This window comes from Nostoc sp., assembly GCF_036917575.1.
Classification (GTDB): domain Bacteria; phylum Cyanobacteriota; class Cyanobacteriia; order Cyanobacteriales; family Nostocaceae; genus Nostoc.
Map to the genome: position 1 here is coordinate 1 of NZ_JBALDC010000022.1, position 12472 is coordinate 12472.

8 protein-coding genes and 1 pseudogene are annotated in these 12472 nt (G+C 43.3%); 8 read left to right on the forward strand and 1 reads right to left on the reverse strand.

Annotation, left to right across the window (positions count from 1 at the left end):
- The first annotated feature begins 535 nt into the window (after positions 1–535).
- Positions 536–2815, forward strand: coding sequence for a COG1470 family protein (locus V7K79_RS05155; RefSeq protein WP_335045326.1), 2280 nt, complete (start codon positions 536–538; stop codon positions 2813–2815).
- A gap of 152 nt (positions 2816–2967) precedes the next feature.
- Here V7K79_RS05155 and V7K79_RS05160 read toward each other — a convergent pair.
- Positions 2968–3380, reverse strand: a pseudogene (locus V7K79_RS05160) (IS1 family transposase); the annotation flags it as partial.
- 275 nt (positions 3381–3655) lie between these two features.
- Between V7K79_RS05160 and V7K79_RS05165 the strand changes: the two are divergent.
- The 7 genes from V7K79_RS05165 to V7K79_RS05195 all read left to right on the forward strand — a co-directional run bounded on the left by V7K79_RS05165 (position 3656) and on the right by V7K79_RS05195 (position 11831).
- Positions 3656–4504: a beta-sandwich domain-containing protein gene (locus V7K79_RS05165; RefSeq protein ID WP_335045328.1), complete on the forward strand. Its 849-nt coding sequence runs from the start codon at positions 3656–3658 to the stop codon at positions 4502–4504.
- A 45-nt stretch (positions 4505–4549) separates the two neighbouring features.
- Complete coding sequence (locus V7K79_RS05170) at positions 4550–6271, forward strand: phage tail sheath family protein (RefSeq protein WP_335045330.1); 1722 nt, start codon at positions 4550–4552, stop codon at positions 6269–6271.
- Between the two features lie 45 nt (positions 6272–6316).
- Positions 6317–6769, forward strand: a complete 453-nt coding sequence (locus V7K79_RS05175; RefSeq protein WP_335045332.1) for a phage tail protein — start codon at positions 6317–6319, stop codon at positions 6767–6769.
- A gap of 330 nt (positions 6770–7099) precedes the next feature.
- Entirely contained in the window at positions 7100–7576 is a 477-nt protein-coding gene (locus V7K79_RS05180) for a phage tail protein (protein WP_335045333.1), read from the forward strand.
- 46 nt (positions 7577–7622) lie between these two features.
- Positions 7623–8618, forward strand: coding sequence for a DUF4255 domain-containing protein (locus V7K79_RS05185; protein WP_335045335.1), 996 nt, complete (start codon positions 7623–7625; stop codon positions 8616–8618).
- Between the two features lie 220 nt (positions 8619–8838).
- Entirely contained in the window at positions 8839–9516 is a 678-nt protein-coding gene (locus V7K79_RS05190) for a hypothetical protein (protein ID WP_335045337.1), read from the forward strand.
- A 281-nt stretch (positions 9517–9797) separates the two neighbouring features.
- Positions 9798–11831, forward strand: coding sequence for an ATP-binding protein (locus V7K79_RS05195; protein WP_335045339.1), 2034 nt, complete (start codon positions 9798–9800; stop codon positions 11829–11831).
- Positions 11832–12472: the final 641 nt, after the last annotated feature.

Consider the following 12472-nt stretch of genomic DNA (forward strand, 5'->3'; position numbering starts at 1 on the left):
ACTGGGGTATCCCTTTGATATCTATTGACTCAAATAATCAGAGAACATTACAAGAAAACGGTCTGTATTTTAGTTTACTCTATAATCCTTTTTAAAATAAAGGAAAAAAAGCTATTTGAATGTTGAATACCAACAATAAATATTAAGTTGGCAGTAAACGAAAGATAGTTGAGAGCTTGGCAAAATTAAGTATAAATTAGCATTTTTATGTGATATAACTTCCGAGTAAAAACGGAGCTATTATGACTTGTTTGATGCGGCAGGAATTAGTTAGAAGAAAACTAGTAAGTTGAATTAAAAAGCTTATTTACCACGAATACAACCATTTTTTATAATTTCAATAAAGCTGCATTCTGGAAATTTTATTCTTTTATTGTGCAATTAACCATTATATTTCAGCAACGCCATAAGTAAGTAGGTGTGAATATTTAGGCTAAAGGCAGGAGGAAAAAGGATTTTAGCCTACTTTACTCTTATTAATATAGTGATTTTTTCCACTAGTTCTACTTAGTCCTTTACTAAAGACGCTGTAAAGATGTTGAATCTCATAACACCACTCAAAGTTATCCTGAATCCTTCTACCCGCCTAAAGGGTTTCCCAGGGGAGAGCGTTACTCTTGACATCAGTCTGATTAATCAAGGCGAGCAGGGAGCCGCGATTGATGTGTTTATCGATCCTATGGTTCAAACCTTGCTGGCATGGTGTCCATCTGCAAGAAAGCGGGTTGCCCTCGACTCCCAACAGGCTTGTGAAGTCAGTCTGGTCTTTGAGATTCCCTCAGACGCTCTACCAGGAAGTTATCCCTACACGGTAGTAGTAGATGCCCCAGAGCATTATCCAGAAGAGACACCGATTTATTACCCAGGCAGTCTTGAAGTTCTAGTCAAAGAGCAGGCTGTTATACAGTCACAAAAGCTTACCTTTTCAATTAGCCCAGCAACTAGTCCCGTTCAGCCTTTATTAATTCAGCCCAACCAGCACCAGAGGCTATCAGTAATCGTGAACAACCACTCCAGTCGAGTGGATCGGTTTCGTCTCCATTGTCTTGACTTGGATAAAATGTGGTTCACGATTCAATATCCTTCCAACGAACTGAGTGAGTTAGGCGTCGTTTCGAGTACCGATGGTTTGGAGCTTAATCCTGGAGGCCAAGGTGAAATCATCATTGAGCTCCATTATCCAATAGATATGCCAGCTGGTCACTATTCACCAACTCTACAGCTCATTTCTGATAATGCCCCAGAGCAGGTCTTTTTAGATCTGGTGTATTTAGAGGTAAAGCCAAAACTTCACCTGAGTGTTGAACTGGAGACTATTCTGGGAAAAGTCAGTCACAGGCCGGGGCAGTATCTACTCATACTGACAAATCACGGAAATTCAATTCGAGAATTGGCCGTAAGTGCTAGCAGCCGAGATGAAACCCAGTTGTGCTCCTATGTTTGCAATCCGTCTTCTGTCAATTTGTTAATTGGCGAAACAGCGACGATTAATCTAACCGTTTATCCCAAGCAGAAATGGCGACGTCCCCTCTTTGGGTATGGCTTAGAGCTACCGTTTCAAGTCAATGTTCAAGACCTTCAAGCATTACCGACTCCAGAAAATTTACCGATGGGGTTGTTAGTCTGGAAGGCACGCCCTTGGTGGCAGTTTCTGCTGTGTGTGCTGGCAGGGGTTGGTGCATTGTCGGGACTCGGCTTTTTGATTTGGTTTGTGTTCTTTAAACCCGCTCCTCCACCAATCCTGACAGAATTCAAACCGGATAGCGCTAGCTATACCGAGGGAGGCAGGGTACGCTTAAACTGGACAATCTCGAATTCCGCTCAACTCGCTCAACTAGTGGTTTCTTCAACTAAAGACCAAACTGCGAACAGTCCCCAAGTTTATGACTTTCGTCAAGGCTTACCAACAGAACTGAACCGTTATTGCCAAATTCGCGATGGGCTACGCCCCGCCGTAGGCGATCGCAATTTAACCTGCACTAATGTCGATACAGGTGCCCGACTGGCGGGAGAATACACCTTCCAACTTCAGATTAAAGCAAAATCAGCCCAAAAACCTATTGAGCAGAAACTGAATGTTGTAATTCAACCTAAGCCACTGCCGCAGGTGATGAGCATTGCAGCACGCCAGTCTCAACTCGAAAAAGGGAAACCCTTAACCCTTAGTTGGAACATCAACAACTTTAGCCAACTTAGTCAGCTTCAGGTTATCGGTCAACTCAAAGACGGTAAACCAACGCTCCTCAAGACTTATGATTTTCAAAAACAAATTCCTCCAGAACTAACGAAGCAATGTCAACCTCCAGTCAACGAGACATTGAGTTGTTCCAATGTGAATATAGGGCTTCCGGCTAAACCAGGCGACTATGCAATTAACCTTCAACCTGTGTCTAATGGAAGTCAAAAACAATCGCCACTTTCCAAAGCAATTCAAGTCCAGTTAAAGGCAACACCCCTTCGAGTTATGAACTTTACGCTCAATAATCAAAGTTCAGAGACGAATCCCTCAATATTCTTGAAAGTTGGACAAGTTGTGACTCTCAACTGGCAGGTACAGGGGGATAGTGTCAAGGTTAAACTTGAACCTTTAGGTGATGTCCCGGCTAGCGGTTTTAGGACATTTAAAGCAACCACAAATCTCTCTCAAATTATCCTTACGGCTGAAACCGAACAAGGTCAATCAGTCAAACGTGCGTTTTTGCTCCAAGTTGATACGCCAAAACCACTTCCGAAGCCTATTAATACCAGTTCTCCAACAGTAATACCATTTCCCTTTAAGATTAATACAAATAGGCAGCAAGGGAACAGGGAATAAGGGGAAAGAGTTAGAGACAAATCATTTGTATCAAGCATTTCGTGAAATACCATAAGCTATAGATCGCATAAAATTAGCAAGTTCAAGCTGAAGCAATGGCAGAGGTTTACAAACTAGAGAGCAAACAAGGCGTTGCTCAATGGAAGTATGAATCAAGCGTAGGCATAGCCCGTCGTAGATATCGCCTCAAGCTTGGGGGCACACAGCGCCCGCAGCGCCACCGAACCGTACTTTAGATAATATATTACTAATCGAATTGAACATTTCAGCATTTCTTCGGTTTTAGAGTAGCAAAAAGTTTTACGATGTAGATGAGCAAGATAATGCCTCACCTACTATTTTCACCCTTAACTCTTGTCATATATGTTTTGCTAATTATATGTGGTCTTCACTACTAATTAAGCCAGGATGAACTGGATAGCCATCTGTCATTTAATAATCAACCACAATAATTTAAATGTTTCAGAGCTTTTGTCTCCCAAACGAGCAGCTAAAATTCCTGGATAGCTCTTCTTTACTGCTGTCCACAACTAAATTTTGTTTTTTTACTTACAAAAGTTTCTAATTAATGTGCTTTTTGCCAAACTATCAAGTCTTGAAATGTCCTTGCTGGCTGTCTCCTGAATTCTGACTCCTGAATTCTGACTCCTGAATTCTGACAATAATTTGTAAAATTAATTACATCATAAACTAAAGCTCTATGCAAACATGAGCTTTTATTGTGATTTTTGAAAAATAATTAAGCTATAACTTCTAAATTTCAATTCGTACATAAGTCTGATTGCATTGGCTAGTAGATCGCTTAATCTGAGTATATAGAAACGAATTAGATATCTGCTTATGCTGAATTCGATTCTTCAAACTTTTGCTGAAATGTTGACTAGCGGATCTGTTCTCACTAGCACTGAGCAAATAAACTTTAGTCACCCTGCAAGTTTAGAAAAAAATAGTAATAGAGAGCTATCACTTAATCTCTATCTGTATGATGTTCGAATCAGTAAAAAAATGCCAAATAATGGCAGGCAGGTTGAACGCTATTTTGATGATTCACGACAGGTTGCAGAAGTATGTAGAGCACCTAGTTGGTTTGATATCTCGATTGTGATTACAGCCCGCGATCGCACTGTATTAGGAGAGCATCATCTTCTATCTGAAACTCTACTGCTATTAATGCGTAGTCGGGTCTTGCGGGAGGAGTTTCTAACTCCTGATCTTCGTGGTCACGGCAACTTATCATTATCAGTCACTAACGACCCACCCATTGATGTAGGAAGTTTATGGGGTTCTCTTTCTATTCCCATACGACCTGCTATTTATTTGACAGTAACTGTTCCCTTGAATATATGGAGAAAAACAACTGTACCTTTGGTTACTGAACGACATTTTGGAGCCAATAATTCAATTCCAGCTATCAGCAGGAGCGGCTCTAGAATTCAGCGAGTTGCCATTGCTGGCATTGTCAAAAATACTTTGAACGCAAAGCCATTAAAACGAGTTCAAATCATACTTGAAGGAACTGAAAAATCAGTAACTAGCAACGAGGAAGGGTATTTTATGTTTGAGAATTTGACCTCTGGAAACTACACTTTACACCTTAAACGATTTGGCTATCAGTTTAAGACTTGCAATGTTTTTGTAGACGGAGAATCATGTATCCCCCAAGAGATATTACTTATGCCTGCCTACTAGATTTTTATATCAATCGATTATCCAACAAATCAAGGAGCACTTAACATGGCTAGACTAGACTATTTTGCACCAGGCGTTTATGTTGAAGAAGTTGATCGCGGCAGTCGTCCGATTGAGGGCGTCAGTACTTCGGTCGCAGGATTTATCGGTTTTACTGAAGATATACGAGGCGGGGCCGAACTCTTTAAACCCATGCTTGTCACCAGTTGGACTCAGTATCTTGACTACTTTGCCCGACGCAACTCTAACGGGTTCACAGACTTCGATGCGTATTTACCTTTCTCAGTTCGAGGATATTTCCTGAATGGGGGCGGACGTTGTTGGGTTACAAGTATTGGAACTCAACTCCCCAGTATTGGGCTAGAAAATTCCAAACGGCAAGCACCTCGCTTAGAGATCCCAAGACGCGGCGATCGCCCAAGTTTAAATTTATCCATCCGGGCTGAACACTTCGATAACGGACCCATTAGAATCGAAATTCACGATGGAATGCCTCGGGCTTTACCTCCTGCGAAGAATGACGATAAAGCGAGCGACCAGATTAAAGGTCAATTGCAGGGAACGCATAAAGTAGAAATACCTCAAAATCCACGTGAGTTCTTCTCTCTAAAAGTGTGCCGAGATGATCAAGTGCTTGAGCAATACAATCACTTGAGTATGGATCCAAAACCCCAAACGCAGGCTGTAACCTACGTTGTTGAGGCTCTGAAAAACTCTAAATATATTTCGATTGGAGATATTGCCCAGCCCGGATCGCCCTTAGCCCGACGGCCCATGAATGGCGAATACGAACTACTGCCTCCAGCACCGACTTCTACATCTGAGAAATTTGCTAGTGAAGTAGAAGGCGATCGGAGCAGACGAACTGGCGTTCTCGGCATCTTTGAAATCGACGAGATCACAATGATATGTTTTCCGGATTTAATGCGAGCCTATGAAGCTCAAATTTTAAACATTGAACAAGTTCATGGTGTGATGGAGACTATGATCAGCATGTCTGAAGGTTCTGCCAGCGGCAATATGCCAGGAGCAACGAATCGAATGGTTGTGTTAGATCCTCCTCCTGATCGCATTAGACCTCAGGATGTCATTGATTGGTTAGATGAGTTTGGTCGTCGTTCCATGTTTGGAGCTCTCTATTATCCGTGGGTTAAAGTACCCAATCCTCGAAATGCAGGGCGTTCTATTCTTGTTCCTCCTTCTGGCCACATGATGGGTGTATGGGGTCGAACAGATGAAACGCGAGGAGTTTATAAGGCTCCTGCAAATGAAGTTCCTAAAGGGATAACTGGTTTAGCCTACGATGTCAACTTCAGAGAGCAAGAGCTTCTTAACCCACTCGGTATCAACTGCATTCGTAAATTCCCCAACCGAGGAATCCGCATTTGGGGTGCCCGGACCCTGGTGGAACCTGACAAAACGGAATGGAGATACATCAGTGTCAGACGACTCATCAGCTATATTGAGCGTTCCATTGAAGTGGGAACTCAGTGGGCTGTCTTTGAGCCGAATGACCAACAGTTGTGGACGCAAGTGCGATATTGCGTTATGAACTTTTTAGAGCGCATCTGGCGTGAGGGAGCTTTATTTGGTGCTAATCCTGAGCAAGCTTTCTACGTGAAGTGTGACCAAGAAAACAATACGCCTGAAACGATGACCTTGGGTCGTTTGTATATCGATGTTGGTGTATGCCCAGTGCGTCCGGCTGAATTTGTGGTCTTCCGCATTAGTCAGTGGAATGCTCTGGAAAATGAAAACGACAACTAACTTGTTCTAGCTCATTCATATCAAGTAAAAAAATAGGAGAATATCATGGCGCAGAATGAATATATTAATGCTTCTTCTTTTAGCCTTAGTGGGGGCACTTTGGGTGGAACAATAGCAGTAAAAAGCTTCAGTGGTTTAAAAATGGATGTTGAAGTATCTTCTACTTCTGTCGGTAATCAGACGGGAGGAAAGAAGAAGCTAGAACCTAGACCAGGTCCAACAAAGCCTGGGCAACCAACGTTTACTTGCTCAATACCTAGGGGTGATAAAAAATTAGCGGATTGGTGGAAAAAATTAAATCCCAATGCTAAACAAGGCAGTTATACAACTGAGGATTTGACGTTCACTTTTTCAGGGGAAGAAGGAGCGGCTGCTGAATGGCAACTAAAAGGCGTTTTTCCCATGAGTTACCAGGTGGCTGATGCAGAGACTAACAGTTCCGAGCTTGCTGCTGAAACAATTCAACTGTGCGTTACAGAAATTGAGCGGATGCAGTAATGTTCGCAAAGATGGAAGAATGAAAACTCCAGATATAAACACCATTATATGGTGAGTAATACTGTCAAACGTACCTTATTACTGGTGTGTTTCAGTCTTCCTGATCGAGGTCTTACCTCAACCTCCTTATCTCTAATGATAAATTAGAGATTTATCTCCCCCAACATCCACTCACCTTGACAAGAGAGGAGCTGGAGAGTAGTAAGTTCGAGACTTACTCCAAGAGTACTACTCTCCAGATTGGGGGTTCCTAAATCCCATCTATAGTTCGACTAAATAAAATTGGGATGAAATAGCTAACCGTAACCTTTGAAACACTTTAATCAATCTATGAGTGAAGCAACTGTATTAATGAAAGCTGGCTTCTCTATAACCTTGCAACTTGATGGTTCCAATGATCGTTTGGACGGAACTTTTAAGGAATGTGATGGTTTTGACTTTACCCAAGAGGTTGTCCAGTTTAGAGAAGTCACTAGCGATCGCTGGGGGAACGCCAATAAGGGACGCTCCCGACTGACTAAGCTTCCTGGTAACGCAGTCGGTGGAAATCTAACTTTACGCAGAGGCATGAACATTTCCAAGAGTTTGTGGCTATGGTTTTCGTCGGTGCAAGAGGGCAACTGGTTCAAACAGCGCAGAACTATATCAATCACTTTTCATCAAGGGGATAGCCCCCAAGCAGCCTTTCAATTTACAGAAGCTTGGCCAACCAAATTCCGAATTGGAGATATGAAAACGGATTCAAGTGATGTTGAAATTGAGGAGATAGAGATCGCTTATGAAGGGTTTGAACGAATATCAATTTAGCTTTTTAAGTGCCTAACAATACAAATAGTTTTTTAGGTAAAAATATATGAGTAATGGATTGGCGATCGCAGCGATCACAGCTGTATTCAAAAACTTGATAGAAGACGGTTTGGTTCAGAATGCAGCACTGTCGAGTATGGGAAATGTGCTAGTAACCACACTTCCCCCAGATCAGATTTCTATTGGAGTCGATGGTCAACCTCAGCTAAATCTATTTCTCTACCAGGTTTCAGAAAATCGTAATGCAGATTTGGGTGGGCACGATGCCAAAGGCGGCAGGCTACGCAACCAGCCAGCCCATGAAGATGCAATTCTCCCCTTAGCCATCAATCTCCATTATGTATTGACCGCCTACGGAAACAAAGACTTTCAGACGGAAATACTGTTGGGTTATGTCATGCAGCTTATGCATCAAACTCCGGTTTTATCCAATGCCACAATTCGAGCAATGCTAAATCATGTCGCAACCATCAATCGTTCTGGTCTTTTGGCACAAGCGATTGAATCGACTTCTGTTGAAACTTTAACCGAGCAGTTAGACCAAGTAAGGATCGCGCCAAACTTGTTCGATACAGAACAGATGTCCAGATTGTGGTCGCTCTTAAAAGGTTCTTATCGACCCTCAATTGCCTACGAAATATCGATGATGTTTATTGGATCTAAGAAATCTTCACTTGCTCCAGGTTCTAGTAAAAGGGCATTGAATCAGCCGCAAATTGAGAAAATTGTGGCATCGCCTACAAATGGCGAGATTGTAGCAGGGAGCAGTCTAATCATCTATGGGAAGAATTTGAGTGAAGATATAACTCTGCTCCGTCTGAACGGAGGAGAAAACCTATTAGAACCACAAATTGTTGAAGACAACAGAATTTTATTTAAATTGCCTCACAATCTATATGCTGGGGTTCAAAAGGTTCAAGTTGTTCATCAACAACTATATAAGTACCAAAACTATAAAGATTTAGAGGTAGTGTCGAATGAACAGACTTTCGTTTTACATCCAACCATAGACGATAAGCCTATTCTAGCTCTTCAAGGCTAATATGTGCGATCGCACCAAGTATGAGAAATTAGGCAAGTCATTGACGAGTGTAGAAGTCACTGTTTGGATCTAATCAAAGTTTCAACGCCCGCAATCGCGCTTTTTAGCCTTAAAACAGACGCGCCTTTTGCGATCGCCACAACAATAAATTTGTAATTTAGGGTGATTTTGAACCTGATTTTGACCGTTTGAACCATATCTAAAGCAGGGAGCACCAACGATGAAAAAAATTGCTAAAAATATACTCCATCCACGGAAGGAACATAACCGTCGTAAGGCAGAAAGACAAAATCCTCAGCAGGGAGAGCAACAGCAAGAAGAATCGTCTTCGCAACCACCGCCAGGTTTAGCTTCATCATCTGAGCAAGCGACGACGCCAGCACCACCGCCATTACAATCTAGCCCAGTATCATCACTAACGCCTAGCCGCTTTAGCAGAGAATTTACAGCGGAAAACAAGGATCGGGACTCAGTGGATAGCAACCGTTCTTCTGTACCAAGATATATGCTTCATGGAACTTCAGCGAGCAATGCAGCCAACATATTAGATACGGGGCTACTAACATCTCATGGAGGAAAGGAGGGAGGAGCTAGTAAAAAAATGGGTGACTCGAAACTTATAGAAAATTCTCAAGGCCAGGTTCATGGTACTCCTAGCAGGAGAGTAGCGGGCGCTTATGCATCATTGCATGACAAACCCAGTGCTGATGGAGAGAGTGTTGAAAAAAACAGTGCCTTCATAGGTTTCAGAAACGTACATCCCGAATCAACACAGAAAGATCCAGACTCCAGGGCCTCATACAAAATAAGTCAATCAATCCCCTCCAATCAAGTCGTTCGGGTACGACCCGAGAAAGTCGCTGAGGGGGAAGATCCGACGGGTCTGTTTATGCCTTAGAAGTAATGATTTGTTGTAGGCGTGAATGACCCTCCCTTGGCTAAAGTCGTTTGCACCCTTAACTATTAGCTTAGTAGTTTTTTTGGCAGTGTAGGGCATCTATGCTGAACACAACGCCCTATAAATGCAACGTTTCAAGCATTGTTTGTACTACTTTTAATTGGTGTTGTTGTACGAATAGAGAGAATGGTAAATTTTATCAATCACCTATTTCCTTGCCACACTCAGCCTAAGTATCAAGACGAAAGCCAAATACAGAGTTCGCAACTGGAAGGAGCATAATGCAGGACGATTTTGAAGTCTGGTACCAAGCCAACCACCACTATTCAATTGCCGCTTTCGATCTAGTCCACAATTTTCTACAAAACTCGACCGAGCGATCTGAAAACGATCCCGACGCAAGATATTCAAACACCGATCGCGATCAATCTCAACTCTGGAAGATAGCTTCTGAAATGTCATTTACTCCAGCTTTTGAGCAAATTTGTGAAAGATTTAAACTTTCAGAATTTGAGTTTTATATACTGGTTTTTTGCGCTGCCATTGAACTCGATTCGCGTTTTCCAGAATTATGCACTAAAGTCTATAACGATCGGAACTACTACTATCCAACATTTGGGTTAGCCCTCAGAACCTTACCAAATCCTCATTGGAGTGCATTAGCTCCTGATGGAGCGCTTCGCTACTGGAAGCTCATCAATTTAGGTTCGGGTAATAGCCTTTTGAATAAACAATTGTTTATAGATGAGAGAATCCTTCATTACCTTCAAGGTCTCCAAACGACAGACCCATTACTGACAGGACTTACTAAGCTACCTTCAGCTCGTCCCAATCAACTAATACCCTCTCACCAGAGCTTGGCTGATAAAATAGCAGCGTTATGGCATCTAAGTTCATCTCAAGATATTCCCCCCATAGTTCAACTGTGTGGTTCAGAGATAGAAGATAAGATAGATATTGCCCAAGTCGTTTGTCACCAACTTGAGCAAGGCATCAGTCTCCTGAACTGCGATCGCATTCCTATAAACTCTGACGACTTAACTTCTTTCACTCGCCGATTGCAGAGAGAATGTATTTTAGAGCATAGGGCGCTCCTGCTCAATTGCGATGATACGGATCTTCTTGATCCAGAACAACGTGCTGCGCTCAATCAACTCACAGAGGAATTTTCAGGGTTTATCATTATCGCAACCCGTGTTCCACTCCAGGAGTTAAAGTGTAAGATGATTCGCTTTGATATTCCCAAACCAGAACCCCAAGAACAGTTAATCACCTGGCAAGCCTCTGTAGACGAACTCAAAACCCAACTCAATGGACAAGGCACGCTGATCCCAAACTCAGAACAGTTGTCTCAAGATTTGCAAGCGCTCACGTCTCAGTTTTACTTAAGCACTTCTACAATTCGTAGTGCCTGTACCGCAGTAATTGGACAATTGACAACGCAATCTGCTGTTTCCTTCAAACAGGCATTATGGGAGAGTTGTCGCACTCAAGCGCGGCCTGGTTTAGATAAACTTGCAGAGCGGATTGAATCTAAATTGACCTGGGAAGACTTGGTATTGCCGCCCCTACAAAAACATACCTTAGAGCAAATTTCAGCCCACGTTCGCCAAAAAGCTAAGGTATATGAAAATTGGGGATTTGCAGCAAAGAATAGACGTGGACTGGGTATCACAGCTTTATTTTCTGGTCCCAGCGGAACGGGGAAAACACTCGCTGCTGGAGTGCTTGCCAATGAGTTAAACTTAGATCTCTATAAAATTGAACTGTCCTCAGTTGTCGGCAAATATATTGGCGAAACTGAAAAAAGTCTCCAGCGTATCTTTGATGCAGCAGAGAGTGGTGGCGTTATTTTATTATTTGACGAAGCAGATTCAATCTTTGGTAAACGGAGTGAGGTAAAGGATTCTAAAGATCGCTATGCCAATCTTGAGGTCAGTTATTTGCTACAGCGAATGGAATCTTATTCTGGACTAGCTATCTTGACCACAAACTTGCAGAGCAATTTGGATTCTGCCTTTTTGCGGCGGCTGCGCTTTGTGACTCAATTTTCTCTCCCGGATGCGGCGCATCGAGAAAAAATTTGGCAACGAATTTTCCCATCGAGTACCCCCACTCAAGGATTAGATTTTAAAAAGCTCGCTCAGCTCAATACCGCAGGTGGAAATATCCGCATTATTGCCCTTAATGCTGCATTTGTAGCAGCTGATGCTGGAGAAGCAGTCCAAATGAAGCATATTTTAGGGGCTACTCAAAGCGAGTATGAAAAACTAAGCAAGTCATTGACGAGTGTAGAAGTCGCTGGCTGGATCTAATGAAAGTTTCAATACCCGCGATCGCACTTTTTACCATTAAACCATACGCGCCTTTTGCGATCGCTTGAACAATAAATTTTTAATTCCGGGTGATTTGGAACCATATCTAAAGCACAGGGATCACTAATAATGGCAGGCTTTATGGATAATTTCTTTCATCCGCGACGGTCAAGAAGAGAACGAAGAGAACGAAGAGAAGAACAACAGCGGCCGCAGATCGGTCCGCCGCAGCCGTTGCAGCCGCCGCAACTGCCGCCGATACAGTATCATCATCTGCCGCCGCCACCGTTGCCGCCGCTGCCGCCGCCACGGTATTCGCAAGCAATACCGCCGCGGGATCGGCCGCTCCCGCGGCTCCCACAGGGGGCACGGCCGCTCTCGGCGATCTCGGAGATTCAACGACAGGGGGCCGGACCTACTCGGAGATTTTCGCAACTTTCCGCCGGGGCACCAGAACATCCGTATCCTAATATTCAGTATGTTGATCAGGTGGATCCAACACCGCCAACGCCGCCGTTGCAGTCGCGGTTTTCGGCAGACTCGTCATTATTGGGGCATCCGCCGCCGCCGTCGTGGATGACGCGGCCACTTGCGCAGCAGCAGCGGGAGCGGACCCTGGGGCTTCGACGGCCACCAACGTG

Excerpts from the sequence above, each read along its gene's own strand:
- V7K79_RS05155 (WP_335045326.1), top strand. The coding sequence starts at position 536 with ATGTTGAATCTCATAACACCACTCAAAGTTATCCTGAATCCTTCTACC.
- V7K79_RS05165 (WP_335045328.1), top strand. The coding sequence starts at position 3,656 with ATGCTGAATTCGATTCTTCAAACTTTTGCTGAAATGTTGACTAGCGGA.
- V7K79_RS05170 (WP_335045330.1), top strand. The coding sequence starts at position 4,550 with ATGGCTAGACTAGACTATTTTGCACCAGGCGTTTATGTTGAAGAAGTT.
- V7K79_RS05175 (WP_335045332.1), top strand. The coding sequence starts at position 6,317 with ATGGCGCAGAATGAATATATTAATGCTTCTTCTTTTAGCCTTAGTGGG.
- V7K79_RS05180 (WP_335045333.1), top strand. The coding sequence starts at position 7,100 with ATGAGTGAAGCAACTGTATTAATGAAAGCTGGCTTCTCTATAACCTTG.
- V7K79_RS05185 (WP_335045335.1), top strand. The coding sequence starts at position 7,623 with ATGAGTAATGGATTGGCGATCGCAGCGATCACAGCTGTATTCAAAAAC.
- V7K79_RS05190 (WP_335045337.1), top strand. The coding sequence starts at position 8,839 with ATGAAAAAAATTGCTAAAAATATACTCCATCCACGGAAGGAACATAAC.
- V7K79_RS05195 (WP_335045339.1), top strand. The coding sequence starts at position 9,798 with ATGCAGGACGATTTTGAAGTCTGGTACCAAGCCAACCACCACTATTCA.